23 protein-coding genes are annotated in these 24,647 nt (G+C 73.2%); 16 read left to right on the forward strand and 7 right to left on the reverse strand.

The genetic code is table 11. From position 1 onward, the window contains the following. Nucleotides 1-168: 168 nt before the first annotated feature. From OG389_RS28710 to OG389_RS28725, 4 genes are all read left to right on the forward strand, one after another. Nucleotides 169-564, forward strand: a complete 396-nt coding sequence (locus OG389_RS28710; protein ID WP_250742110.1) for a cell division protein SepF — start codon at nt 169-171, stop codon at nt 562-564. A 67-nt stretch (nt 565-631) separates the two neighbouring features. Continuing rightward, nucleotides 632-1,942, forward strand: a complete 1,311-nt coding sequence (locus tag OG389_RS28715) for an ATP-binding protein (RefSeq protein WP_328301327.1) — start codon at nt 632-634, stop codon at nt 1,940-1,942. An 83-nt stretch (nt 1,943-2,025) separates the two neighbouring features. Continuing rightward, nucleotides 2,026-2,367 carry a nucleotide pyrophosphohydrolase gene (locus tag OG389_RS28720; protein WP_328304174.1) on the forward strand — a complete coding sequence of 114 codons (342 nt, stop codon included), beginning with the start codon at nt 2,026-2,028 and terminating at the stop codon, nt 2,365-2,367. A 123-nt stretch (nt 2,368-2,490) separates the two neighbouring features. After that, the gene (locus tag OG389_RS28725; protein ID WP_328301328.1) at nt 2,491-2,976 is read left to right on the forward strand and encodes a DUF6099 family protein; all 486 of its coding nucleotides are present in this window, start codon (nt 2,491-2,493) and stop codon (nt 2,974-2,976) included. A gap of 126 nt (nt 2,977-3,102) precedes the next feature. On the opposite strand, the gene OG389_RS28730 is transcribed toward OG389_RS28725, so the two are convergent. Next, nucleotides 3,103-3,381, reverse strand: coding sequence for a hypothetical protein (locus OG389_RS28730; RefSeq protein WP_328304369.1), 279 nt, complete (start codon nt 3,379-3,381; stop codon nt 3,103-3,105). A gap of 199 nt (nt 3,382-3,580) precedes the next feature. On the opposite strand from OG389_RS28730, the gene OG389_RS28735 reads away from it, so the two are divergent. Together OG389_RS28735 and mmuM are read left to right on the forward strand one after the other, a co-directional pair. Continuing rightward, entirely contained in the window at nt 3,581-4,504 is a 924-nt protein-coding gene (locus OG389_RS28735; RefSeq protein ID WP_328301330.1) for an LLM class F420-dependent oxidoreductase, read from the forward strand. A gap of 14 nt (nt 4,505-4,518) precedes the next feature. Further along, a complete protein-coding gene (mmuM, locus tag OG389_RS28740; RefSeq protein WP_328301331.1) occupies nt 4,519-5,427 on the forward strand; it encodes a homocysteine S-methyltransferase in 909 nt (302 codons plus the stop codon). 50 nt (nt 5,428-5,477) lie between these two features. On the opposite strand, the gene OG389_RS28745 is transcribed toward mmuM, so the two are convergent. Then, nucleotides 5,478-5,900, reverse strand: a complete 423-nt coding sequence (locus OG389_RS28745) for a hypothetical protein (protein WP_328301332.1) — start codon at nt 5,898-5,900, stop codon at nt 5,478-5,480. 247 nt (nt 5,901-6,147) lie between these two features. On the opposite strand from OG389_RS28745, the gene OG389_RS28750 reads away from it, so the two are divergent. The 5 genes from OG389_RS28750 (at nt 6,148) to argF (ending at nt 13,414) form a co-directional block, all read left to right on the forward strand. After that, the gene (locus OG389_RS28750) at nt 6,148-7,656 is read left to right on the forward strand and encodes a 3' terminal RNA ribose 2'-O-methyltransferase Hen1 (RefSeq protein ID WP_328301333.1); all 1,509 of its coding nucleotides are present in this window, start codon (nt 6,148-6,150) and stop codon (nt 7,654-7,656) included. Further along, on the forward strand, nt 7,653-10,256 hold the full coding sequence (locus OG389_RS28755; RefSeq protein ID WP_328301334.1) for a polynucleotide kinase-phosphatase: 2,604 nt from the start codon (nt 7,653-7,655) through the stop codon (nt 10,254-10,256). The genes OG389_RS28750 and OG389_RS28755 overlap by 4 nt, the downstream gene beginning before the upstream one ends. A gap of 179 nt (nt 10,257-10,435) precedes the next feature. Beyond that, nucleotides 10,436-10,903: a hypothetical protein gene (locus OG389_RS28760; protein WP_328301335.1), complete on the forward strand. Its 468-nt coding sequence runs from the start codon at nt 10,436-10,438 to the stop codon at nt 10,901-10,903. A 94-nt stretch (nt 10,904-10,997) separates the two neighbouring features. Next, nucleotides 10,998-12,227 carry an arginine deiminase gene (locus OG389_RS28765; protein WP_328301336.1) on the forward strand — a complete coding sequence of 410 codons (1,230 nt, stop codon included), beginning with the start codon at nt 10,998-11,000 and terminating at the stop codon, nt 12,225-12,227. Nucleotides 12,228-12,382: 155 nt separating this feature from the next. Beyond that, complete coding sequence (gene argF, locus OG389_RS28770; protein ID WP_328301337.1) at nt 12,383-13,414, forward strand: ornithine carbamoyltransferase; 1,032 nt, start codon at nt 12,383-12,385, stop codon at nt 13,412-13,414. Nucleotides 13,415-13,472: 58 nt separating this feature from the next. Here argF and OG389_RS28775 read toward each other — a convergent pair whose 3' ends face one another. Then, nucleotides 13,473-13,892: an ATP-binding protein gene (locus OG389_RS28775; protein ID WP_328301338.1), complete on the reverse strand. Its 420-nt coding sequence runs from the start codon at nt 13,890-13,892 to the stop codon at nt 13,473-13,475. Between the two features lie 250 nt (nt 13,893-14,142). Here OG389_RS28775 and OG389_RS28780 point away from each other — a divergent pair, with 250 nt between their 5' ends. Continuing rightward, nucleotides 14,143-14,970: an enoyl-CoA hydratase family protein gene (locus OG389_RS28780; protein WP_328301339.1), complete on the forward strand. Its 828-nt coding sequence runs from the start codon at nt 14,143-14,145 to the stop codon at nt 14,968-14,970. A 4-nt stretch (nt 14,971-14,974) separates the two neighbouring features. After that, on the forward strand, nt 14,975-17,317 hold the full coding sequence (locus OG389_RS28785) for an oxidoreductase (protein WP_328301341.1): 2,343 nt from the start codon (nt 14,975-14,977) through the stop codon (nt 17,315-17,317). 15 nt (nt 17,318-17,332) lie between these two features. Here the strand turns inward: OG389_RS28785 and OG389_RS28790 are convergent, their stop codons facing one another. The 3 genes from OG389_RS28790 to OG389_RS28800 all read right to left on the reverse strand — a co-directional run bounded on the left by OG389_RS28790 (nt 17,333) and on the right by OG389_RS28800 (nt 20,777). Further along, on the reverse strand, nt 17,333-18,172 hold the full coding sequence (locus tag OG389_RS28790; protein ID WP_328301342.1) for a GNAT family N-acetyltransferase: 840 nt from the start codon (nt 18,170-18,172) through the stop codon (nt 17,333-17,335). 135 nt (nt 18,173-18,307) lie between these two features. Beyond that, complete coding sequence (locus tag OG389_RS28795; protein WP_328301343.1) at nt 18,308-19,114, reverse strand: PaaX family transcriptional regulator; 807 nt, start codon at nt 19,112-19,114, stop codon at nt 18,308-18,310. A gap of 4 nt (nt 19,115-19,118) precedes the next feature. Further along, the gene (locus OG389_RS28800) at nt 19,119-20,777 is read right to left on the reverse strand and encodes an AMP-binding protein (protein ID WP_328301344.1); all 1,659 of its coding nucleotides are present in this window, start codon (nt 20,775-20,777) and stop codon (nt 19,119-19,121) included. Between the two features lie 272 nt (nt 20,778-21,049). On the opposite strand from OG389_RS28800, the gene OG389_RS28805 reads away from it, so the two are divergent. From OG389_RS28805 to OG389_RS28815, 3 genes are all read left to right on the forward strand, one after another. Then, nucleotides 21,050-22,234: an acyl-CoA dehydrogenase family protein gene (locus OG389_RS28805; protein ID WP_328301345.1), complete on the forward strand. Its 1,185-nt coding sequence runs from the start codon at nt 21,050-21,052 to the stop codon at nt 22,232-22,234. Further along, nucleotides 22,231-22,629, forward strand: a complete 399-nt coding sequence (locus OG389_RS28810; RefSeq protein ID WP_328301346.1) for a RidA family protein — start codon at nt 22,231-22,233, stop codon at nt 22,627-22,629. The genes OG389_RS28805 and OG389_RS28810 overlap by 4 nt, the downstream gene beginning before the upstream one ends. A gap of 186 nt (nt 22,630-22,815) precedes the next feature. Then, entirely contained in the window at nt 22,816-23,157 is a 342-nt protein-coding gene (locus OG389_RS28815; protein WP_328301347.1) for a hypothetical protein, read from the forward strand. A gap of 84 nt (nt 23,158-23,241) precedes the next feature. On the opposite strand, the gene OG389_RS28820 is transcribed toward OG389_RS28815, so the two are convergent. Further along, the gene (locus OG389_RS28820; RefSeq protein WP_328301348.1) at nt 23,242-24,645 is read right to left on the reverse strand and encodes an aminopeptidase P family protein; all 1,404 of its coding nucleotides are present in this window, start codon (nt 24,643-24,645) and stop codon (nt 23,242-23,244) included. Nucleotides 24,646-24,647 lie beyond the last annotated feature (2 nt).

Below are 24,647 nucleotides of genomic sequence, written 5' to 3' on the forward strand. Positions count from 1 at the left end.
GTCCCGAGTGGCGGTGACTTCTGACTTAGGTATGCCTAACCTAACTTATCTGGAGGGTGGGGGGTAGTCGGCGGGAGGTGTCAGGTGCCTCGTGTCGGTGTTGGGCTGAACGGGTGAAACGCGAGAGGATGGGGGGATGCACATGAAGCGCAAGGCCGAGGCGGCCTGGTGAGCAGGTACGACGTCACCGACGAACAGTGGGAGGGGCTCGCGCAGGTGGTGCCCCTGCGCAGCCGCAACGAGTGGCCCTCCCGGGTGGATCACCGCACGATCCCCACGGTTCCGGGAGCGTCCGCGGCGGAGCAGCGGCGCTTCGTAGTGATCCGGGTCCAGGTCTTCGCGGACGCGCGGGAGGTGGCGGAGTACCTGATCGCGCAGATCCCGGTGCTGCTGGACCTCACGGGCGCGGACGGCGAAGTGGCCAAGCGGATCCTGGACTTCAGCAGCGGTGTGGTCTTCGGACTGGGCAGCGGGATGCACCGGGTCGACCGGAACGTCTTCCTGCTGGCACCCGTCGGGACCGAGGTGGAGGGGATCGCGGCCGCGGCCGTCCCCCGATCGTAGGAAGGTCCCGCGGGCGGAACGGTTCGCCGGACCCGCGGGGGGTCCGGCGGGCCGTACCGTCCCGCGCATGACTGCGCCCCTCGCCCCTGTCGATTCCGCCGCTCCTCCTGGCGGCGTGCCCGGCGTCGCACCTGCCGTCCGGCCCGGCGCCGCGCCTGGTGCCATGCCGGGCGCCGCGTCCGGCGCTGATTCCGCCGTTCCCGCCGCCGCCACCGCCACCGCCGCCGGCCCGGTCCCGGCCGCCGGGGGAGCGCATCTGCGGCCCGCCGTCACCGAGTTGCGGCTCTCCGCCTACGGGGCGCACCGCGGGGCCCGGTTCGCCCTCGGGCCCGTCACCCTCTTCGCCGGGCCGAGCGGCAGCGGCAAGTCCCAGGTGCTGGAGGCCTACGGAGCGCTGGCCGCGCTGGGCGCCGGGACCGCGCTCGAAGAGGTGTTCCCGGATCCGCGGGCCCGCATTCCGGACCGGGCGGTGCCCGACGCGGAGCGGCGCCGGGGGTTCCGGATCGGCTGCACGGTCGACGGCCCCGCCGGGCCGGTCCGGCTGGAGCTCGCCGTCCAGGCGGAGCCCACGCTGCGGATCGTCGGTGAACGGCTCTCGGCGGACGGGCAGATCCTGCTCGGCACCGCTCTGCGCGATCCCGGGCGGCGGTCCGTCCAGGCGGCCTGGCTTACCGGCGGAGCCACCGGGTACACCAGGGCCCCGCTGCCCGACGACCGGCTCGGCACCGCGCTGCTGCCGCTGCGGGTGGCGGGGGCCACCGAGGGGCAGCGGCGGGTACTGGCCGCCGCCGAGCAGGTGGTGGTCGCGCTGCGCTCGGTGTTCCCCTGCGACCCCCGCCCGGAGCGGATGCGGGAGCCGGCCGCGCAGGGGGAGGGGCGGCTGCTGGGCGACTGCGCCAACCTGGCCGACGTGCTGCGCCGGACCCGGCTGGAGTGCGCCACGCGCTACGGACTGCTCACCGAGGCCGCCCGCAACGGCTGCGCCGGGCCGGTGGCCGGGCTGGACGTCCGGGTCCCCGCGGGCGGCGGCCCGGTCACCGGCCTGCTGGACCGCGGCGCCGTCCGGCCCCCGACCGAACTGGGCCGGCTCGGCGCGGGCGAACTGCGCTTCCTCTCCCTCGCGCTGGTGCTGCTGACCGGGCCGGGAGTGCTGGCCATGGACCCGGCCGCCGAGCTGCTGTCCGCCCAGCAGGCCCTGACCGTGCTCGCCGACGGCTTCGACCGAGACCTGGACGGGCGGCAGACCGCCGAACTGCTGCGGCTGGCCGTACTGGCGTGCGGGCGCGGGCAGGTCAGGCTGGCGGCCTCGGTGGGCGGGGCGTGCGCGACGGCGGTGAGGGGGATGCCGGGCATCTCGGTGGTAGACCTGGGCGCATGAAGGAAGCGATGGAAGCGAAGGAAGAGGATGTGAAGGAAGACCAGGAAGACCAGGAAGTGCAGGAAGTGCAGGGACGCGAGCGGATCGACCGGCTGCAGCGGCGGCTCGCCGATTTCGCGGCGGCACGGGGGTGGGAGCCGTTCCACACGCCCAAGAACCTGGCGGTGGCGCTGAGCGTGGAGGCGGCCGAACTGGTCGAGATCTTCCAGTGGCTGACGCCGGAACAGTCGGCGAAGGTCATGGAGAAGCCGGAATCAGCACACAGAGTGGCCGACGAGGTGGCCGATGTGCTCGCGTATCTGCTGCAGTTCTGTGAGGTTCTCGGGGTCGATGTGCTGGATGCGCTCGCCGCGAAGATCGAGCGGAACGAGCTGCGGTTCCCCGTGCCGGGCGCTTCGGTGGCAGACCGTCACTCTTCGGAGTGATGGACTTATCCACAACCATGTTTGTGTCCACAATTTCCGAATACCCCTGGCTTTACCGGCTCGTTGCCCTCACTCTGGGTAGTGGAGAGAACGGCAAGATGTCGTGCGGACGGGGGACGGCATATGGACGCGGTACGGCTCATCGCAGCCGGACGGCACGCGCTGGCACAGAGCGGGGCTGCGTGGGACATCGTGGGCGAGGCCTGGCAGGCGCAGGCCCTCGCACAGGGCATAGGGAGCTGGCTGGCGGTCACCGGGCCGCCGGAGCTGAGATCGGAGGCACGGGGGCTGGGTGAAGCGGGAAGCAGAGGCTGTGGGGTACTGGACCGGGCGGCTCTGCGCGGAGAGGGCTACGCGCCCGATCTCCCGCCGCGGGCGGCGCAGCTGACCGTGGTGACGGATGCCCGGCAGGCGCTGCTCGGGCTCCAGGCGCTGCTGGGCGAAGTGGGCATAGCACTGGTCGGGGTGGCCTGCGGGACGGACGACGAGGGTCTGTACTGGCAGTGCATAGAGTCGATAGACGCGGCCGACGAGTCGAGCGACCGGGTACGGGCGATCCTGCGCAGGATGACCGTGCGCGAGCGGGGCTCCGCGTCCGGCGTGGCCTGATCCCGGGGCGCCGGCCGGCACGGTCCGGGGCGCGGGGATCGCGCGGCCCGGGGGAGCACCGGGTGGGCGTGACGTCCGGGTGATGTACCGGGTGGGGTCCCGCCGCGCGCGACGGGACCCGGGCGGTCAGTACGACGGGTAGGACGGGCGCTGTTCGCTCTCCGGGGTGCGGCTGCCCTGGGGCAGCGGGGTGCCGGGACTGCGGTCGGTGGAGGACTGGAGGTCGGCGTCGAGCTGCGAGAGGTCGGCGTTCAGCGCGGCCATCAGCTCTTCCATCTGCTGCAGCAGGCCCTTCGGTGCGCCGCCCTGGGCAGGTACCGCGGACTCCTGGCCTGCGTGGTCGTGCGCTGCCTGCCCGGTCTGACAGTCCTGACGGCGGATCTCCGGCGCGGACTCCTGGGACATGGCGGCCTCCTCGGCCCTGGCCCTTCCGAGGGGGAAGGGGGGATGGACGCACCGGCGAAGGCCGCCGGCGCGCGGGCCGGGCGGTCCGGCTCCGTCCGAGCAACGATCCCCGTCCGGGCTGGTCACTGGCGCGGGCGGCGGGGGAACGCCCGGTTGACTCAGATTCACCCGGCCGGGGCCGAAAGGGCAGGATGGAGACATGGATCTCCGTATCTTCACCGAGCCCCAGCAGGGCGCGAGCTACGACACCCTCCTGAGCGTCGCCAAGGCCACCGAGGACCTGGGTTTTGACGCCTTCTTCCGCTCGGACCACTATCTGCGCATGGGCTCGGCCGACGGTCTGCCCGGACCCACCGACGCCTGGATCACCCTGGCCGGTCTGGCCCGTGAGACCAAGCGGATCCGGCTGGGCACGCTGATGACGGCCGGCACCTTCCGGCTGCCCGGGGTGCTCGCCATCCAGGTCGCCCAGGTCGACCAGATGTCGGGCGGACGGATCGAACTTGGCCTGGGCGCGGGCTGGTTCGAGGAGGAGCACAAGGCCTACGGCATTCCCTTCCCGGCCGAGCGCCTCGCCCGGCTGGAGGAGCAGCTGGCGATCGTCACCGGCCTGTGGGCGACCGCGCCCGGCGCCACCTTCGACTACGCGGGAGTCCACTACCAGGTGGAGAACTCCCCGGCGCTGCCCAAGCCGGCCCAGGACAGGATCCCCGTCCTGATCGGCGGTCACGGGGCGAAGCGCACCCCGCGCCTCGCCGCGCGGTACGCGGACGAGTTCAACATGCCGTTCGCCTCGATCGCCGACAGCGAGCGGCAGTTCGGCCGGGTCCGAGCGGCCGCGGAGGAGGCGGGCCGCAAGCCCGGAGACCTCGTCTACTCCAACGCCCTCGTCGTCTGCGTGGGCAAGGACGACGCCGAAGTGGCCCGGCGGGCCGCCGCCATCGGCCGCGAGGTGGACGAGCTCAAGGCCAACGGCCTGGCCGGGTCCCCGGCCGAGGTGGTGGAGCGGATCGCGGCGTACGAGGCCGTCGGCTCCTCCCGCCTCTACCTCCAGCTGCTCGACCTCGGCGACCTGGACCACCTGGAGCTGATCTCGGCCCAGGTCCTGTCCCAGCTCGGCTGACGGGGGCAGGCGCCGTGCCCCGCGCGTCCGGCCCGCTCGCCGGGGCCCTGACCGGCCCCGGCGGCAGGGTCGTGCTCCTGGACGGCGGGCTGAGCAACCAGCTCGCCGACCAGGGCTGCGACCTGTCCGGCGGCCTCTGGACCGGCCGCGTGCTCGCCGAGCGGCCGGACCAGGTGGCGGCTGCGCACACCGCGTACGCGCGGGCCGGCGCCGAGGTGCTGATCACCGCGAGCTACCAGGTGGGGTACGCCGCCCCCGCCCGGCGCGGCCACGGCCCGGAGCTGACGACGGCCCTGCTGCGGCGCAGTGTGCGCCTGGCCGCCGGGGCGGCCCGGGAGGCGGACCACGAGGTGTGGGTCGCCGCGTCCGTGGGCCCGTACGGGGCGGTACTGGCGGACGGCTCCGAGTACCGCGGCCGGTACGGCCTGAGCGTGCGCGAGCTGGCGGACTTCCACCGGCCCCGGATCGCGGCGCTGCTCGCGCAGGGCCCCGACGTCCTGGCCCTGGAGACGATCCCGGACGCCACCGAGGCCGAGGCCCTGCTCCTCGTGCTCGCGGAGACGGGCGCCCGTGCCTGGCTGAGCTACACGGTGGCGGGCGGCCTGACCCGGGCCGGTGGTTCACTGGCCGGGGCCTTCGCCCTCGCCGAGCGGTTCCCGCAGGTCATCGCGGCCGGAGTGAACTGCTGCGACCCCGCCGACGTGCTCCCGGCCCTGGAGGCGGCGGCCGCCGTCACCGGCAAACCGCTGCTGGCCTACCCCAACGACGGCTCGGTCTGGGACGCCGCGACCCGGACCTGGCGGCCCCCGGCCGTCCCGGTTCCCTGGCCAACGGCCGCCTGGCGCCGCGCCGGAGCCCGCCTCATCGGCGGCTGCTGCCGGATCGGCCCGGCCCGGATCGCGGAGCTGGCGGCCGAACGGTAGCCGCGCCGGGCCCGTGCGGCCGGCGGGGCTACCGTTCGGCCGCGATGGCGCTACGCGCCGCCGTGGTCCCAGCGCACACTCGCCAGTCCCCCGCCCGAGGCGATGAGCGCGGTCATCTCCGCCTCCACGGAGGCCAGTTCCGCGGGTCGGTCCATGAGGGCGAGCTGCTCGCGACAGTGGACCAGCGCGGTGATGAGCAACTGGGTCCGTTCGGGCTCCAGTGCGCACATCCGCCGCGCGGCGGCGACGGATTCGGTGCGCAGGGCGAGCGCGATCCCGGGGCGGTGGGAGAACTCCTGGCGGCTGTACGCGAACAACGCGGCCGCCAGCAGGGGGAGGAAGGCCAGCGGACTCACCTGGACGAGAACGCGGTAAGCGGCGACCTGCTCCCGGACCGGCAGCGTCCCCGATCCGAGGAGGGCCACCCGGGCGCGCAGCACGGCGTCGTGATTGATGTTCTCCGTGGGATTCATGAGGGAGATTCTGAAAGCCGCACAGGGGTCCAAACAAGGGCATTCGACTGTGCCCTTGGTCCTACGAAAACACGCTCTGACCTGTCATGATTGATACGTCATCACCTCTGCGCCCCCTCGCGGGCGGCCCGTTGACCGTCGAGCGGCCGACCACGTCCGACCGCCGGCCGCCCGCGGAGGCCGTCCCGGCCCCCGGGCGCACAAAACGCGTTGGTCCGGCCGGATCCGTCAGCACATACTCAGGCGCATGTTCCTGACGATCTCCACGACCGGCACGGCCGAGCACCCAGCCACCGACCTGGGCTTTCTCCTGCACAAGCATCCCGGCAGGACGCAGGCGTTCTCCACCTCCCACGGCACCGCCCACGTCTTCTACCCCGAAGCCACGGCCGAGCGGTGCACGGCGGGCCTGCTCCTGGAGGTGGATCCCGTCGCGCTCGTGCGGCGCGGCCAGGGCAAGGGCCAGGGCGGTACCCCGGACGCGGCGCTCGCGCAGTACGTCAACGACCGTCCGTACGCGGCTTCCTCGCTGCTTGCCGTCGCCCTGAGCGGAGTGTTCCGCACCGCGCTGAAGGGCGAGTGCGCCGCCCGCCCCGAGCTGCCGGCCCAGGTCCGCCCGCTGCGGATCGAGATCCCGGTCCTGCCCGCCCGGGGCGGGGCCGAGCTCGTGCGCCGGCTTTTCGGCCCGCTGGGCTGGGAGACGGTCACGGCCACCCCGGTCGCGCTCGACGAGACCTTCCCCGAATGGGGCGATTCCCGGTACGTACGCCTGGTCCTGGAGGGCGAGCTGCGCCTCCGCGACGCGCTGCGCGGGCTGTACGTGCTGCTGCCCGTCCTCGACGACGCCAAGCACTACTGGATCGCCCCCGACGAGGTGGACAAGCTGCTGCGCGCCGGGGACGGCTGGCTGGCCGAGCACCCGGAGAGCGGGCTGATCACCTCCCGCTACCTGGCCCGCCACAAGCGGCTGACCCGGGACGCACTGGAGCGCCTGGAGCTGGTCCGCCTCGCCGAGGCCGACGGCAGCGAGGTCGAGGAGCTCGACAACGCCGTGGACGAGTCCCGCGACACCGAGGAGCGGCCCGTTCCGCTCGCGGTGCGGCGCCGCGAGGCGATTCTGGCCGCGCTGCGCGCCGCCGGGGCCGCCCGCGTCCTCGACCTCGGTTGCGGCCAGGGCCAGCTGGTGCAGGCGCTACTGGGGGACCCGGCGTACACCGAGATCGTCGGCGTCGACGTGTCCGTCCGGGCCCTGAACGTCGCCGCGAAGCGGCTGCGGCTGGAGCGGATGGGGGAGCGGCAGCGTTCCCGCGTCCGCCTGACGCAGGGTTCGCTCGCGTACACCGACAAGCGGCTCGTGGGCTATGACGCGGCCGTGCTGAGCGAGGTCATCGAGCACCTGGACCTGGAGCGGCTGCCCGCCCTGGAGTACGCGGTGTTCGGGTCGGCCCGGCCCCGAACGGTCCTCGTGACCACCCCGAACGTCGAGTACAACGTCCGCTGGGAGACCCTGCCCGCCGGGCACGTCCGGCACGGCGACCACCGCTTCGAGTGGACCCGTGAGGAGTTCCGGTCCTGGGCCGGCCAGGTCGCCTCCCGGTACGGCTACACCGTCGCGTACGCGGCCGTCGGGGACGAGGACCCCGAGGTGGGGCCGCCGACCCAGATGGCCGCCTTCACCCTGACGGCCGGGGCGCAGAGCACCGCCACCACTACCGCTGGTACCACCGACACCCCGAAGGAGGGCGAGGCGGCATGACCGAGACCGAGACCGGGACCGGGACCGGGACCAAGACCGCGACCGAGGGTGCGACCGCAACCGGTCGCACCCTCGTACTTCCCGTCACCGACCTGTCCCTCGTCGTCCTGATAGGGGCCACCGGCTCGGGCAAGTCCACCTTCGCCCGCCGGCACTTCAAGTCCACCGAGGTCATCTCCTCGGACTACTGCCGGGGCCTGGTCGCCGACGACGAGAACGACCAGAGCGCCAGCAAGGACGCCTTCGAGGTCCTGCACTACATCGCGGGAAAGCGGCTCGCCGCCGGCCGCCTCACCGTGATCGACGCCACCAGCGTCCAGGCGGAGTCCCGCCGGCAGTTGGTCCAGCTGGCCCGCGAGTACGACGTCCTGCCCATCGCGATCGTCCTCGACCTGCCCGAGCAGGTCTGTGCCGAGCGCAACGCGGCCCGCCCGGAGCGGGCCAAGCTGCCCCGTGCCGTCATCCAGCGCCACCGCCGCGAACTGCGCCGCTCGCTGCGCGGCCTGGAGCGCGAGGGCTTCCGCAAGGTGCACGTACTGCGCACGCCCGAGGAGGTGGAGTCGGCGGAGGTGGTCCTCGAGAAGCGCTTCAACGACCTCACCCACCTCACCGGCCCCTTCGACATCATCGGTGACATCCACGGCTGTGCCTCCGAGCTGGAGACCCTGCTCGCCAAGCTCGGCTACGAGGACGGCGCCCACCCCGCGGGCCGTACCGCCGTCTTCGTCGGCGACCTCGTCGACCGCGGCCCGGACAGTCCCGGCGTACTGCGCCGGGTGATGGGCATGGTCGGCTCCGGCAACGCCCTGTGCGTGCCCGGGAACCACGAGAACAAGCTCGCCCGTCACCTCAAGGGATCCAAGGTCCAGCTGACCCACGGCCTCGCCGAGACCGTCGAGCAGCTCGCCGCGGAGCCCGAGGAGTTCGTCCAGGAGGTCCGCGCCTTCATCCAGGGCCTGGTCAGTCACTACGTCCTCGACGGCGGGAAGCTCGTCGTCTGCCACGCCGGGCTGCCCGAGAAGTACCACGGCCGCACCTCCGGCCGGGTGCGCTCGCACGCCCTGTACGGGGAGACCACGGGCGAGACCGACGAGTTCGGGCTGCCCGTGCGCTACCCGTGGGCCGAGGACTACCGGGGCAAGGCCGTCGTGGTCTACGGCCACACCCCGGTCCCGGACACCGCCTGGATCAACAACACCATCTGCCTGGACACCGGAGCCGTCTTCGGCGGGAAGATGACCGCCCTGCGCTGGCCGGAGCGCGAACTGGTCGACGTACCGGCCGAGAAGGTCTGGTACGAGCCGGTCAAGCCGCTCGTTGCCGAGGCGCCGGGCGGCCACGACGGGCGCCCGCTCGACCTCTCCGACGTCCAGGGCCGCCGGATCGTCGAGACCCGGCACCTGGGCAACGTCAACGTCCGCGAGGAGAACGCGGCCGCCGCCCTGGAGGTCATGAGCCGCTTCGCGGTCGACCCGCGCCTGGTGCCGTACCTCCCGCCGACCATGGCCCCCACCGCCACCTCGGTGGAGGAGGGCTTCCTGGAGCACCCGGCCGAGGCGTTCGCGCAGTACCGCAAGGACGGCATCGCCCAGGTCGTGTGCGAGGAGAAGCACATGGGCTCCCGCGCCACCGTACTGATCTGCAAGGACGCCGGCGCGGCCCGCGAGCGCTTCGGGGTCGACGGCCCCACCGGGTCCGTGTACACCCGCACCGGACGGCCCTTCTTCAAGGATCCCGAGGTCACCGAGGAGGTCCTCGCCCGGCTCCGCGCGGCGGTCACCGACGCCGGGCTGTGGGAGGAGCTGGCCACCGACTGGCTGCTCGTCGACGGCGAACTGCTGCCCTGGTCGCTGAAGTCCGGCGGCCTGCTGCGCAACCAGTACGCCGCCGTGGGCGCCGCCTCCCGCGCCGTCTTCCCGGACGCCGTCGCCGCCCTGGAGGCGGCCGCCGCCCGGGGCGTGGACACCGGGGAGATCCTGGAGCGCCAGCGCGGGCGGGCCGCCGACGCGGCGCGGTTCACCGAGGCCTACCGGCGCTACTGCTGGACCACCGACGGGCTGGAGGGCGTACGGTTCGCACCGTTCCAGCTGCTGGCGGCGGCCGAACGCTCGCTGGCGGCCGTACCCCACGACGAGCAGCTGTTCTGGCTGGACCGGCTCGTCGCCGCCGACGAGGCCTCCGGGACCGGACTGCTGCGGCGCACCGGCCGGATCCTGGTGGACACCGCCGACGAGGCCTCCGTACGGGCGGGCACCGACTGGTGGCTGGAGCTGACGGCCGCCGGCGGCGAGGGCATGGTCGTCAAACCGCTCCAGGCGTACGCCAGGGACGGCAAGGGCCGGCTGGTGCAGCCGGGGGTGAAGGTCCGCGGACGCGAGTACCTGCGGATCATCTACGGTCCTGAGTACACGCGCCCGGACCACCTGGAGCGGCTGCGCCAGCGCCACCTCGGGCACAAGCGCTCGCTCGCGCTGCGCGAGTACGCGCTCGGTCTGGAGGCCCTGGACCGGCTCGCCGCCGAGGAACCGCTGTGGCGGGTCCACGAGGCGGTGTTCGCGGTCCTCGCACTGGAGTCGGAGCCGGTCGACCCGAGGCTCTGACGGCGTCAAGGAAGACCCCCCGTACGGCCGCGCATTAGGTCGTATGGGGGAACTTTCGCGAAGAACTCCGGGAAAACCACTGGCGGGATCGTTCATCCAGGGCAGCGGAATGTCCGCGACCCTGGAAGGACGGAACGTCACCTATGAAGATGACCGCGCGCGGAAGCATTGCGGCACTCATGACCTGTATGGCAGCGGCCGGCGCGGCCACCCCGGCCATGGCCGACGCGGTACCCGTGGGGGTCCCGCTGGACGCGGTGCGGACCACGCTCGGCGTGGACGTCCCGCACCTGGCCACCGGAGTGCCGGTGCCGGTCGTCGGCGCCCCCCAGGTACCCGTGCACCACACGGGCGACATGCTGCCGACCCCGCTGCTCCCGGTGGTGCCGATCGGCACGGAGCTCGGGAACACCCTCGTCACCTCCCCGGTGCCGAACCTGGCGGGCCGGCCCGAGACCGATGGCGAGGGCTCGCTCGACGCGCCCGCGACCACCGTGCGCACCCGCACCCCGGGACTGCTCGTCGGCTCCCCGCTGTCGATGCCCGACGGGTCCAACTACGGCCTGCCGAACGTCACCACCCCCGCGCTGGGCGTGATCGCTCCGGAGATCACGGGCGCACCGCAGGCCCTCCTCGGCCTGCGCTGAACGGACCCCGTCCCATCGCGTCGAACCCACCGGGCCGAACCCGCTTGGGCCGACGCCACGTCAAAAAGCCGCCCGGTCTGCGAACGTGTACGGCATGGGATTCCATGTCGATTCCGAGACCGGGCGGCTGCGCCGTGTCATCCTCCACCGCCCCGACCTGGAGCTGAAGAGGCTCACACCGAGCAACAAGGACGCGCTGCTCTTCGACGACGTGCTGTGGGTGCGCCGGGCGCGCCAGGAGCATGACGGCTTCGCCGACGTACTGCGCGACCGGGGGGTGGAGGTCAACCTCTTCGGTGACCTGCTGGTGGAGACGCTGGAGCTCCCGGAGGCCAGACACCTCGTACTGGACCGGGTCTTCGACGAGAAGGAGTACGGTCCGCTCGCCACCGACCACCTGCGCGCGGTCTTCGACGGGCTGTCCTCGGCGGACCTGGCCGAGGCGCTGGTCGGTGGGATGACGAAGAGGGAGTTCCTGGAGCGGCACGCGGAGCCGGTGTCGGTCCGCTTCCACGCCCTGGAGCTGGACGGCTTCCTGCTGGGGCCGCTGCCCAACCACCTGTTCACCCGGGACACCTCGGCCTGGATCTACGACGGGGTGTCCATCAACTCGATGCGGTGGCCGGCCCGGCAGCGCGAGACCGTGCACTTCGAGGCCATCTACAGGCACCACCCGCTGTTCACCGCCTCCGGAGCCTTCCACTACTGGTCGCAGGGGCAGGCCGACTACCCCTCCACCATCGAGGGCGGCGACGTCCTGGTCCTCGGCAACGGCGCCGTGCTGATCGGGATGAGCGAGCGGACCACCCCGCAGGCGGTGGAGATGCTGGCGCGCGGGCTGTTCGCCGCCGGGTCGGCGACGACGATCGTGGCGCTGGACATGCCCAAGCGGCGGGCGTTCATGCACCTGGACACGGTGATGACGATGGTGGACGCAGATACGTTCACCCAGTACGCGGGCCTGGGCATGCTGCGCTCCTACACGATCGAGCCGGGCGACGGTGTGAGCGAACTGAAGGTGACCGACCACCGGCCGGAACACATGCACAGGGCCATCGCCGCCGCGCTCGGACTGCCCGAGATCCGGGTGCTCACGGCGACCCAGGACGTGCACGCCGCGGAGCGCGAGCAGTGGGACGACGGATGCAACGTACTGGCCGTGGAGCCGGGCGTGGTCGTCGCCTACGAGCGGAACGTCACGACCAACACCCATCTGCGCAAGCAGGGCATCGAGGTGATCGAGATCCCGGGCAGTGAGCTGGGGCGCGGGCGGGGCGGGCCGCGGTGCATGAGCTGTCCGGTGGAGCGGGACGCGGTGGCCTAGCCGGCTGGGGACGGGGACGGGGCCGGGGGCGGGTGGTACCGGGGTTCGGCGGGGTTCGGTCGGAGGAGGGCTTCATGCGGCCGCGCCTGTATATCAATACAGAGGATCGTATAGACTTCCAGCATCCCCTGTCACCGTGACTCTGGAGCGCCCTCATGGCCACCGATCTTGCCGGCCGCAGTTTCCTCAAGGAGCTCGACTTCACCGCCGCCGAGTTCCGCGGCCTGGTCGAGCTCGCCGCCGAACTCAAGGCGGCCAAGAAGGCCGGGACCGAGCGGCGCCGCCTCCAGGGCAAGAACATCGCCCTGATCTTCGAGAAGACCTCCACGCGCACCCGCTGCGCCTTCGAGGTCGCCGCCGCGGACCAGGGCGCCCACACCACGTACCTGGACCCCTCGGGCTCGCAGATGGGCCACAAGGAATCGGTCCGGGACACCGCTCGGGTGCTGGGCCGGATGTTCGACGGCATCGAGTACCGGGGGGACGCCCAGGACACCGTCGAAGAGCTGGCCGCCCACGCCGGCGTACCCGTCTTCAACGGCCTCACCGACGACTGGCACCCCACCCAGATGCTGGCCGACGTGCTCACGATGACCGAGCACTGCGCCAAGCCGCTGGAGCGGATCGCCTTCGCCTACCTCGGCGACGCGCGCTTCAACATGGGCAACTCCTACCTCGTCACCGGTGCGCTGCTGGGCATGGACGTACGGATCGTCGGGCCGAAGCACTACTGGCCGGCCGGGCCGGTGGTGGCCGCGGCGCGTGAGCTGGCCGTGGCCAGCGGAGCGCGGATCACCCTCACCGAGGACGTCGCGGAGGGCGTCGGTCAGGCCGATTTCGTGCTGACCGACATCTGGGTGTCCATGGGGGAGTCGAAGGAGGTCTGGGACGAGCGGATCGAGGCCCTGGCCCCGTACGCCGTCACCATGGACGTGCTGCGCGCCACCGGCAACCCGGACGTGAAGTTCATGCACTGCCTGCCGGCCTTCCACGACCTCGGCACCGAGGTGTCGCGGGAGATCCACGAGCGGCACGGGCTGGAGTCGCTGGAGGTGACGGACGAGGTGTTCGAGTCCGCGCACTCCGTCGTCTTCGACGAGGCCGAGAACCGGCTGCACACCATCAAGGCCGTCCTCGTCGCGACGCTCGCGGAACCGGGCGCATGGTCGGCGGAACCGGGCGCATAGTCATACGGTGCGGTTCCGGATCCGGAGGGATCGGCCGACGGGAGTCTGCCGACAGGCCCTAGAGGGCCGGTCGCGACGGCAGGGTGAACCAGACCGCCTTGCCGTGCGCGGTGGCGCGGTGGCCGCAGGCCGAGCTCAGGGTCCGGATCAGGAGCAGGCCGCGGCCGTGCTCCTGCCAGGGGTCGGGGTGGGCGTCGTCCGCGCGGGGGGCGGTGAGGTCGGCGGGGGGCTGCGGGTCGCCGTCGTGGACCTCGACCTGGCAGCCGTTCGCCAGCAGCTCCACGACCAGCTCGATCGGGGCGTCGCCAGGGGTGTGCTCGACGGCGTTGGCCACCAGTTCGGCGGTGAGCAGTTCGGCGGTGTCGCTGTCGGCCGGCGCTTCGATGTCGGCGAGCGCGGTGCGGACGAGGGCCCGGGCGATCGGTACGGCTGCTGTCGTGTGCGGCAGGGCGATCCGCCAGGCGGAGGCGTCGGGCAAGGCGGGACCGTCCGTTCCGTGGTGGCCGAGGGGGGTGAAGGGGTCTCGAAGGGGTGCGGCGGGGGAAATCCTGCTTTCAACGATACGAAGTGGAAATGTCCTGCCGTAGGGCACCCCGACGTGAGCGCAAGGGACGTCGGTACCACCGGCCCGGGACCTTCGGTGTGTGTGGCGGGCAGGGCCCACAGCCGGCCAGCCATTTATCGCGCTTCCATGACGGTAGTCACGATCCGGTGATACCTTCGGGAGGGTGAGCCCCTTCCTTGGTTCCGCATCAGCGACCGAACGCTGGCGCCACCTGCGGGTGGACCTGCGCGACGGCGTCGCCACCGTCACCCTCGACCGCCCCGAGAAGCTCAACGCGCTCACCTTCGGCGCCTATGCCGACCTGCGCGACCTCCTCGCCGAACTGTCCAGGGAGCGGTCCGTGCGCGCCCTCGTGCTCGGCGGCGAGGGGCGCGGCTTCTGCTCCGGCGGCGACGTCGACGAGATCATCGGCGCCACCCTCGCCATGGACACCGCCCAGCTCCTCGACTTCAACCGGATGACCGGCCAGGTGGTGCGCGCGCTGCGCGAATGCCCCTTCCCGGTGATCGCGGCCGTCCACGGGGTCGCCGCGGGCGCCGGGGCCGTCATCGCGCTCGCCGCCGACTTCCGTATCGCCGACCCCACCGCCCGCTTCGCCTTTCTCTTCACCCGGGTCGGCCTCTCCGGCGGCGACATGGGCGCCGCCTACCTGCTGCCCCGGGTCGTCGGCCTCGGGCACGCCACTCGGCTGCTGATGCTGGGAGAGCAGGTCAGGGCGCCGGAGGCCGAGCGGATCGGGCTGCTGAGCGAGGTCACCGAGGAGGGCAGGGCCGCCGCGCGGGCCGCCGAGCTCGCCGCGCACCTCGCCGCCGGTCCCGCCCTCGCGTACGCGCAGACCAAGGCACTGCTGACGGCCGAGCTGGACATGCCGCTCTCCGCCTCGGTGGAGCTCGACGCGAACACGCAGGCGCTGCTGATGAACGGCGAGGACTACCGGGAGTTCCACGCGGCCTTCACCGGGAAGCGGCCGCCCGAATGGAAGGGCAGGTAGCCGCATGACGGGTGCTGGTGCCGGCGCTGGTGGTGGGATGAGGGTCGCGGTCGTCGGCGGGGGACCGGGAGGGCTGTACGCCGCCGCGCTGCTGGCCCGGCAGGGGCACGCGGTGGAGGTCTGGGAGAAGAACGCCCCCGACGACACCTTCGGCTTCGGGGTGGTCCTCTCCGACGAGACGCTCGGCGGAATCGAAGCGGCCGACGCCGTGGTCTACGCGGCCCTGTGCGCGGAATTCGTCCGCTGGGACGACATCGACGTCGTGCACCGGGGCCGCCTCCTGACCTCCGGCGGACACGGATTCGCCGCGCTGGGCCGGCGCAGGCTGCTGGAGATCCTGCACGAGCGCTGCGCCGGCCTCGGGGTCCGGCTCCGCTTCCGCTCCCGGGCACCCGAGCCCGCGACGCTCGCGGCCTCGTACGACCTGGTGGTGGCGGCGGACGGGGTGCACAGCCGGATCCGGGAGAACGGGGCCGCGCACTACCGGCCCACCGTGACGGGCGGGCGGTGCCGCTACATCTGGCTGGCCGCCGACTTCGCCTTCGAGGCCTTCCGCTTCGAGATCGCGGAGACCGAGTACGGGGTGATGCAGCTGCACGCGTACCCGTACGCGGCGGACTCCTCGACCGTGATCGTCGAGATGCGCGAGGAGGTCTGGCGCTCGGCGGGCTTCGACCTCTGCGACGAGGAGGAATCGGCGGCGCGCTGCGCGAAGGTCTTCGGCGAGGCGCTGCGGGGACGCCCGCTGCGCGGGAACGGATCGGCGTGGACGGCCTTCCGCACGGTCGTCAACGAGCGCTGGTCGCACGGCAACGTGGTGCTGATCGGGGACGCCGCGCACACCGCGCACTTCTCCATCGGCTCCGGCACCAAGCTGGCGGTGGAGGACGCGCTCGCCCTGGAGCGGGCGGTGGAGGCGGAGGCGGACGTGCCCGCCGCGCTGGCCGCGTACGAGGCCGCGCGGCGGTCGGCGGTGGCCTCCACCCAGCGGGCGGCGGCCGCCAGCATGCGGTGGTTCGAGGAGGTCGCCGGGTACGTCGGCCAGCCGGCCCGCCAGTTCGCCTTCAACCTGCTCACGCGCAGCCTGCGGGTCACCCACGGCAACCTGCGGCTGCGCGATCCGCGCTTCACCCGGGCGGTGGAGCGGGAGTTCGGCTGCCCCGAGGAGGGCGCCGACGGTGCGGGAACCCCGCCGATGTTCACCCCGTTCACCCTGCGGGGACTGACCCTGCGCAACCGGGTCGTGGTCTCCCCGATGGACATGTACTCGGCGAGCGGGGGCGCTTGCGCGAGCGGGAACGCCCCGGGGAGCGGGGACGCCCCGGAGGTCGGGGGCGAAGGCGTGCCGGGCGACTTCCACCTGGTCCACCTCGGGGCGCGGGCACTGGGCGGGGCCGGCCTGGTGATGACGGAGATGGTCTGCGTCAGCGCCGAGGGCCGGATCACCCCGGGCTGCACGGGGCTGTACACCGCGGAGCAGGCGGCGGCCTGGGCGCGGATCGCCGACTTCGTGCACACCTCCGCGCCCGGAACCGCCCTGGGCGTCCAGCTCGGCCACTCGGGCCGCAAGGGCTCGACGCGGGTGATGTGGGAGGGCATGGACGCCCCCCTGCCCGACGGGAACTGGCCCCTGGTGGCCGCCTCCGCGCTGCCCTACCGGCCCGGGGTCTCGGCCGTGCCCCGCGCCCTGGACGCCGCCGACCTCGCAGCCGTCCGCTCCGACTTCGCGGCCGCCGCCGTCCGGGCCGCCGGCAGCGGCTTCGACCTGCTGGAACTGCACTGCGCGCACGGCTACCTGCTGTCGGGCTTCCTCTCCCCGCTGACCAACCACCGCACCGACGCCTACGGCGGCCCGCTGGAGAACCGGCTCCGCTTCCCGCTGGAGGTCTTCGACGCGGTCCGCGCGGTGTGGCCCGCGGACCGGCCGATGACGGTCCGGCTCTCGGCCACCGACTGGGCGCCCGGCGGCACCTCGCCCGAGGACGCCGTGGCCATCGCCGCGGCCTTCGCGGCCCACGGGGCGGACGCCATCGACGTCTCGACGGGCCAGGTGGTGGCCGAGGAGTCCCCCGAGTACGGGCGCGCCTACCAGACCCCGTACGCCGACCGGATCCGCGGCGCCGTGGGCGTCCCGGTCGTCGCCGTCGGAGCGATCTCCTCCTGGGACGACGTCAACTCCCTGCTCCTGGCGGGCCGGGCCGACCTCTGCGCGCTGGGCCGCCCCCACCTCTACGACCCGCACTGGACCCTCCATGCGGCCGCCGACCAGTCCTACACCGGCCCGGCCGCGCCCTGGCCCTCTCCCTACCTGGCCGGCAGCCGCAAACCGCCGACGGGGCGGGGGTAGGGCCGCCCGCTGTCCTCAGGTCGCGACCAGCTCCACGCGGTCCTCGACCGGGGTGTAGCCCAGGCGCTGGTAGACCCCGTTGCTGGTGGGATTGGCGAGGTCCGCGAAGAGCAGCACCTCCGAGGCCCCGGCCGCGTGGGCGCCCTCGGTCGCGGCGTGCGTCACCCCGGCCGCGTAGCCGCGGCCGCGCAGCTCCGGCGGGGTGTAGACCGGGCCGATCCTTGTCATCGCGCCGACGGGGCGGAAGAACCCGGCCAGCGAGACCGGCGTACCGCCGTCCTCCCAGAGCACCATGCCCCCGTACGAGATCCGGTCGCGCAGGGCCGCTTCGGAGGCGGCTCCGCCCTCCCCGGACTCCTGCTTGAAGGCGGTGACCCAGTCCAGCAGCAGTGGCAGGTCGGCCTCGGCGGCCGGCCGGGCCCGGCCGGCCGGGGCGGGATCCGGGGCGAGGAGCCCGGCGAGCCGGTACAGACGGTTCTCCTCGGTGATCGCGGTGGACTTCCCCCAGGCGGCGGCCAGCGCCCGCGCGTCCTCGCGGCGGGCGCTCAGCGCGTCGACGTCCGCCAGCAGCGGCTCGGCGGTGAGGGCGGTGCCCAGCTCCCGGACGGCCCGGGCGGGCAGCGCGCCGATCAGCAGCGGGTGCGGCGGGGTGCGGAGCAGGGCGCCGGTGACGATCGTGTCCTCGCCCGTCCACCAGCCGAAGACGGGAACGGCTGAGCCGTAGGCGTCGAGGCCCCGCCGCTCCAGGGCGTCGATCACGGTCAGCAGGGAGGTGTTGACGGCGGGCTCGGCGGCGACGGCCGTGCGCGCCGCGGCCAGATAGGCCGTCAGGTCGGTGGTGAAGGTCCAAGGCATGGCACATGGTCACCCGGGCCGGGGCCGTCGCGCAGCCGGATTTCCACCCCCGGCGGGCGACCACCGGTGCGGGTGGCGGGTGACGGGTGACGGGTCGTGGACCCGGCCCCGGTCGTGGATCCGGGCCCGCGCCCCCTACGGCTCCACGAACCCCGCCCCGATGTCCCGCAGCCGGTCGTGGAGCTCGGTGAAGACCGCCGCCGAGCGGTCTCCCGGCCAGTCCGCCGGGAGCAGCCCGCGCGGCAGGCCCGGATCGGCGTACGGGAGCCGGCGCCAGGTGTCCAGGGCCAGCAGGTAGCCCCGGTAGGCGGCCTCCGGGGTGGGGGCCCGACCCGTCTGCAGGGCGCGCAGGGCCGGCTCGTGGAGGTCGAGGAACTCCTCGTGCTGTTTGGCCAGCGCCGCCAGGTCCCACCAGCGGGCCACCGACTCCGCCGTCGCGGCGAAGCCGAGGTGGGCGCCGCGGAAGAGTTCCACGTACGCCGTCAGGTGCAGGCGGTCCAGGGTGCGCCGGGTCTCCCCGTGCAGGTGGGCCGGGGCGATCCAGACGCCCGGGGCCACCGTGCCGAAGCCGAGTCCGGCGAGCCGGGAGCGCAGCAGGTGCCGCTTGGCGCGCTCGTGCTCCGGGACGGAGAAGACGGCCAGCAGCCACTCCTGCGACTCGGCCGGGCGCGGTGGCCCGTAGATCCGGCTGTCGCCGTCCTCCAGGAGCCGGCGCGCCTCCTCCGACAGCTCGTACGCCGCCGAGCGGTCCCCGGCCCGCGCGGGCAGCAGGAAGCCGCGCCGCTTGAGCCGGGACACCGACGAGCGGACGGACGGGGCGTCCACGCCGGCCGCGCCCAGCAGGCGGACCAGCGCGGACACCGGGACCGGGCCCTGGAAGGCCCGCCCGTAGGCACCGTAGAACGTGACGATCAGGGATCGCGGGGTGTGCTGCTCGACCACGGGTTCACTCTAGATCGTGTTCCCCTCCCCGGCTCTGGTCGTCCGGTCCGCGGTCGCGCAGCCGGAAGCGCTGCAGCTTGCCCGTCGCCGTACGGGGGAGCGCGGGCAGGAACACGAAGCTGCGCGGGCACTTGTGCGGGGCGAGCTCGCCGCGCATGAAGGTGCGCAGGGCCTCCTCCGTGAGGACCACGCCCTCCCGGGGCACCGTGTACGCGACCACGACCTGTCCGCGCCGGTCGTCGGGGCGGCCGACCACCGCGGCCTCCATCACGTCGGGGTGGCGCAGCAGGGCCTCCTCGACCTCCGGGCCCGCGATGTTGTACCCCGCCGAGATGATCATGTCGTCGGCCCGGGCCACGTACCGGAAGTAGCCCTCCGCGTCACGGACGTAGGTGTCGCCCGTGACGTTCCAGCCGTCCCGTACGTACTCGCGCTGGCGCGGGTCCGCCAGGTAGCGGCAGCCCACCGGCCCCCGTACGGCCAGCAGCCCCGGCACCCCGTCCTGGACCGGCAGTCCCGCCTCGTCCACCACCCGGGCCTGCCAGCCCGGTACCACGCGGCCCGTCGTCCCGGGCCGGATGTCCCCGTCGGCCGCCGAGATGAAGATGTGCAGCAGTTCGGTCGCGCCGATCCCGTTGATGATCCGCAGGCCGGTGCGCTCGTACCAGGCCTGCCAGGTGGCGGCCGGCAGGTTCTCGCCCGCCGAGACGCAGCGGCGCAGCGCGGAGAGGTCGTAGGCGCCCGTGTCGTACGGGCCCAGCGTGTCCAGCATCGACCGGTACGCGGTGGGCGCCGTGAACAGCACCGACACCCGGTGCTCGGCCAGCGCGGGCAGCAGCCGGCGCGGGGACCCGTCCGCCAGCAGCAGCGCCGAGGCGCCGGCCCGCAGTGGGAACACCACCAGTCCGCCGAGGCCGAAGGTGAAGCCGAGCGGCGGACTGCCCGCGAAGACGTCCTCGGGGCGGGGGCGCAGCACCTGCCGGGAGAAGGTGTCGGCGACCGCGAGGAGGTCGCGGTGGAAGTGCATGCAGCCCTTGGGACGTCCGGTGGTGCCCGAGGTGAAGGCGATCAGCGCCACGTCGTCGGCGGAGGTGTCGACCGCCGCGAAGGGCTCCGGGTGCGCCTCGGCCAGCCGCAGCAGGTCGTCCGGGGCCCCGCCGCCGTACGCGGTGATGCGCAGCCCCGGCACCTGGGCCTTCACCAGGTCGTCCACCACCTCCGCGTGGCACAGGGCATGGCTCACCCGGGCCATCGAGCACACCGTGGCCAGCTCCTTGGCGCGCTGCTGGGCCAGGACGGTGACGGCGACCGCCCCCGCCTTCATCACCGCCAGCCAGCACGCGGCGAGCCAGGGGCCGGTGGGGCCGCGCAGCAGCACGCGGTTGCCGGGGACGACGCCGAGGTCGGCGGTGAGCACGTGCGCGAGCCGGTCCACGCGGGCGTGCAGCTCCCCGTACGTCCACACGGTGCCGTCGGCGCCGCGGAAGGCGGGCCGGCCGGGGCCGAGGCGGGCGATGGTGGTGTCGAGCAGCTCCACGCCGCAGTTGAGGCGGTCGGGATAGGCCAGCTCGGGGAGTTCGAAGAGGAGCCGCGGCCAGGCGTGCGCGGGCGGCAGGTGGTCGCGCGCGAAGGTGTCTCGGTGAGCGGAAGGCTTGAGCTCCAAGGCGGGTTCGCCCCCTTGCGACGGTCCGTGCCCCGGGTGGGGGCCGGACCCTCCGAATGGACTGTGCGGAATCGGTGGAGCCGGGCGGAACCGGTGGGATCGCCGGAGCCGGTGGAGCCGGTGGAGCCGGTGGAGCCGGTGGAGCCGGTGGAGCCGGTGGAACCGCTGAACCTGTTGAAACGAATCGGTGGAGCCCGCCGCGCGGACGCAGCACGAGCGTATCGTCATGGTGACGGCAGTCAACAGGACGCGATAGAGGCTGGGGCATTCGGATGACCGGATTCGCGGGATCCGCAGGATTCGCGCTCGGGGCGGACCAGGAGGAGTGGTGCGCGCGTCTGCGCGCCCTGGCGGCGGGGCGGTTGCGGCCGCTCGCGGAGAAGGGGGAGCCGGGCCGGGTCAACCGGCCGCTGTTGGCGGCGCTGGGCGAAGAGGGCTTGCTGGAGCGCCTGTTCACCTCGGGCGCGCTGGAACTGTGCCTGCTGCGCGAATCCCTCGCCTACGGCTGCACGGAGGCCGAGACGGCCCTCGCCCTCCAGGGGCTGGGCGCGCACCCGGTCCTGCGGTCGGGCAGTGACCGCCAGCGCGAGCGTTGGCTGCCGGGGGTGCGGGCCGGCCGGACGGTGGCGGCCTTCGCGCTGAGCGAGCCGGGGGCCGGGTCCGACGCGGGGGCGCTCACCCTCGAGGCCCGGCCCGAGTCCGGGGGCGCGTCGGGGGCCGGCTCCGGTGCCGCCGGCGGCGGCTGGCGGCTCAGCGGCGAGAAGTGCTGGATCTCCAACGCGCCCGAGGCCGATTTCTACACCGTCTTCGCCCGCACCGGCGAAGGTCCGGGAGCCAGGGGGATCAGCGCCTTCCTGGTCCCGGCGGACCGGCCCGGTCTCTCGGGGGAGGCCCTCGACATGCTCTCCCCGCACCCGATCGGTTCGCTGGCCTTCGACGGGGTCCCGGTCGGCCCGGACGACCTGCTCGGGGAGCCGGGCCGGGGCTTCGGGGTGGCCATGGACACCCTGAACCTCTTCCGCCCCAGCGTGGGCGCCTTCGCCGTCGGGATGGCCAGGGCCGCCCTGGACGCGACGGTGGCGCACACGGCTGCCCGTACCGCCTTCGGCGGGGTACTGGGCGACCTCCAGGCCGTGGCGCACCGGGTGGCGGAGATGGCCACGCGGACCGAGGCCGCGCGACTGCTCGTGTACGCGGCGGCGGGGGCCTACGACGCGGACGCGGGCTCGGCGCAGGTGCCGCGGCGGGCGGCCATGGCGAAGCTGCTGGCCACGGAGACGGCCCAGTACGTCGTCGACCACGCGGTGCAGCTGCACGGGGCGCTCGCCCTGCGCCGGGGCCACCTGCTGGAACACCTCTACCGGGAGGTGCGGGCGCCGCGGATCTACGAGGGGGCGAGTGAGGTGCAGCGCACGATCATCGCGAAGGAGCTCTACCGGGAGGTGCGGGAAGCATGAGTCTGGAACGGATCAATCCGCCGGAGCTGTCCCCGGCGACGGGGTTCTCGCACGCCGTCGTCGCCAGCGGGGGCCGACTGGTATTCCTGGCCGGGCAGACGGCGCTCGACGGCGCGGGGAAAGTGGTGGGGGAGACGCTTCCCGGGCAGTTCGAGCGGGCTCTCGGGAACCTGCTGGCGGCGCTGGCGGAGGCGGGCGGCTCCCCGGCGGATCTGGCGCGGGTCACCGTCTATGCCGTGGACGTGGCGGACTACCGGGCATGCGCCTCCGAACTGGGCCGGATCTGGCGCCGGTTGGCGGGTCGGGAGTACCCGGCGATGGCGGTCGTGGGGGTGGTCCGGCTGTGGGACGAGGCGGCGCTGGTCGAGATGGACGGGCTGGCGGTGCTGCCGTAGGGCGGTGCCCTTTTCTCCTTTGTGCTGGTGGGAGTGGGTGCCTTTGACAGTCGGCAGGGGAGGGGGGAGGGTGGAAATACCTCATAACAGGAGAAATCCACCCTTCATTCTCGGAGGTGTATGACTATGCGCCGTGGGTTCGTTGCGGCAGCGGTGGCAGGGGCCGCCGGGATCACGCTCGGTCTGATGCCCGTCAGCAGTGCCTTCGCCTCGGGTCTGCCGCAGACGTATCGGTGTTCGGACTGGCGTGGTGACAATTCGCGTGGGAGCGACTGGTGGCGAAACTGCTGCGCTTCCTGGCGCGGCAACGACCGGCCCAGCTGGTGCTGGGACAACAGCAACTGGGACAACAACAACTGGAACCACGACAGTTGGAACAGCAACTGGAACAACCGCGACCATTGGAACAACGACAGCTGGAACGACAGCCGGCACGACGGCAACTGGAACGGCCACGACGGTTGGAACAACGACAGCGGCAACTGGCACGACAGTGGTCACCACGACGGGAACAACCGGAACCGCTGACCGAGGACATGCGTGTGGCCCCGGCGCGACATCCGCGCCGGGGCCCGCGGCTGACCGGACCCGCTGGACCGCCAGCCGGACCTGTTAGCCCCCCAGCCGGATCCGCTGTCCCTCAAGCAGGTTCCCCATCCACTCCTCGATCCCCGCGACCGTGCGCGGCAGTGCGCCCGACATCAGCCGGGCACCCTCAGCCGTGATCACCAGGTCGTCCTCGACGCGGACGCCGATGCCGCGCAGCTCCGCCGGCAGGGTCTCGTCGTCGGGCTGCAGGTAGAGCCCCGGCTCCACGGTGAGGACCTGGCCCTCCTCCAGGACCCCGTCCAGGTAGGTGTCCGCCCGCGCCTTCGCGCAGTCGTGCACGTCCAGCCCGAGCATGTGCCCGCTGCTGCACAGGGTGTAGCGCCGGTGCAGATCGCCCTCCGCGTTCTTGAGCACCCCCCACTCCGCCAGCCCCTCGGCGATCACCCGCATCCCGGCCCGGTGGAAGTCGCGGAAGCTCGCGCCCGGCCGCAGCGCCGCCATGCCCGCGTCCTGCGCGGCCAGGACCAGCTCGTACACCTGCCGCTGGACGGGGGAGAAGCGTCCCGACAGCGGGAGGGTGCGGGTGACGTCGGCCGTGTACAGGCTGTCGGTCTCCACGCCCGCGTCGAGCAGGAGCAGATCTCCCGCATCCAGCCGGCCGTCGTTGCGGATCCAGTGAAGTACGCACGCGTGCGCGCCCGACGCGGCGATCGTCTCGTACCCGGTGCCGTTGCCCTCCGCCCGGGCGCGGCGGTTGAAGACGCCCTCGATCCACCGCTCGCCGCGCGGGTGGGCCAGGGCGCGCGGGAGTTCCTGTACGACGTCCTCGAAACCGGCGGTGGTGTGGTCGACGGCCAGCTGCAGCTGGCCCACCTCCCAGGCGTCCTTGACCAGGCGCAGCTCGGACAGCGCGGCGGCGAGCGGCTGGTCCGTGGCGGCGTCGCGCCCCGAGGGGGAGCCCAGCTCGTCGAGGTGGGCGCAGCGGATGCCGGAGAGCCGCTCCGCCTCCGCGAGGTCGGGGCGCCGGCCGACCCAGAACTCCCCGTAGCGGCGGTCCCGGTAGAACTCCTCGTTGCCGCCCGCGCGCGGTGAGCGGGGGCGCAGGTAGAGGACGGCCTCGTGCCCGTGCGGGCCGGCGGGCTCCAGGACCAGGACGTGGCCCACCTGGTCCTCGCCGGTGAGCCCGGTCAGCCAGGCGTACGCGCTGTGCGGCCGGAAGCGGTAGTCGCAGTCGTGGCTGCGCACCTTCAGCTCGCCGGCCGGGATGATCAGCCGCTCTCCGGGGAAGCGGGCGGAGAGGCGTGCGCGGCGGGTCGGGGTGACGGCGTGCGCCGGGGTGCGGGCGGCGTCCGGGAGGGGCGAATCCGCCCAGTTCGACGCCATGAAGCGGGACAACTCCGCTGATACCGGCAGGTCGTGGCTGCCGATGTTGAGCCCGGTGGTGGGGCGGGAGGAGGTGTCGGGCACAG

Origin of the sequence: Streptomyces sp. NBC_00435 (genome assembly GCF_036014235.1) — a bacterium.
Lineage (GTDB): Bacteria > Actinomycetota > Actinomycetes > Streptomycetales > Streptomycetaceae > Streptomyces.

What these genes read in the sequence shown, in the direction of transcription:
- OG389_RS28735 (WP_328301330.1), top strand. Translation starts at nt 3,581, where the DNA reads ATGGATCTCCGTATCTTCACCGAGCCCCAGCAGGGCGCGAGCTACGAC.
- OG389_RS28805 (WP_328301345.1), top strand. Translation starts at nt 21,050, where the DNA reads ATGACCGGATTCGCGGGATCCGCAGGATTCGCGCTCGGGGCGGACCAG.
- OG389_RS28790 (WP_328301342.1), bottom strand. Translation starts at nt 18,172, where the DNA reads ATGCCTTGGACCTTCACCACCGACCTGACGGCCTATCTGGCCGCGGCG.
- OG389_RS28815 (WP_328301347.1), top strand. Translation starts at nt 22,816, where the DNA reads ATGCCCGTCAGCAGTGCCTTCGCCTCGGGTCTGCCGCAGACGTATCGG.
- OG389_RS28765 (WP_328301336.1), top strand. Translation starts at nt 10,998, where the DNA reads ATGGGATTCCATGTCGATTCCGAGACCGGGCGGCTGCGCCGTGTCATC.
- OG389_RS28755 (WP_328301334.1), top strand. Translation starts at nt 7,653, where the DNA reads ATGACCGAGACCGAGACCGGGACCGGGACCGGGACCAAGACCGCGACC.
- OG389_RS28785 (WP_328301341.1), top strand. Translation starts at nt 14,975, where the DNA reads ATGACGGGTGCTGGTGCCGGCGCTGGTGGTGGGATGAGGGTCGCGGTC.
- OG389_RS28810 (WP_328301346.1), top strand. Translation starts at nt 22,231, where the DNA reads ATGAGTCTGGAACGGATCAATCCGCCGGAGCTGTCCCCGGCGACGGGG.
- OG389_RS28715 (WP_328301327.1), top strand. Translation starts at nt 632, where the DNA reads ATGACTGCGCCCCTCGCCCCTGTCGATTCCGCCGCTCCTCCTGGCGGC.
- OG389_RS28760 (WP_328301335.1), top strand. Translation starts at nt 10,436, where the DNA reads ATGACCTGTATGGCAGCGGCCGGCGCGGCCACCCCGGCCATGGCCGAC.
- OG389_RS28730 (WP_328304369.1), bottom strand. Translation starts at nt 3,381, where the DNA reads ATGTCCCAGGAGTCCGCGCCGGAGATCCGCCGTCAGGACTGTCAGACC.
- OG389_RS28750 (WP_328301333.1), top strand. Translation starts at nt 6,148, where the DNA reads ATGTTCCTGACGATCTCCACGACCGGCACGGCCGAGCACCCAGCCACC.
- OG389_RS28725 (WP_328301328.1), top strand. Translation starts at nt 2,491, where the DNA reads ATGGACGCGGTACGGCTCATCGCAGCCGGACGGCACGCGCTGGCACAG.
- OG389_RS28745 (WP_328301332.1), bottom strand. Translation starts at nt 5,900, where the DNA reads ATGAATCCCACGGAGAACATCAATCACGACGCCGTGCTGCGCGCCCGG.
- argF (WP_328301337.1), top strand. Translation starts at nt 12,383, where the DNA reads ATGGCCACCGATCTTGCCGGCCGCAGTTTCCTCAAGGAGCTCGACTTC.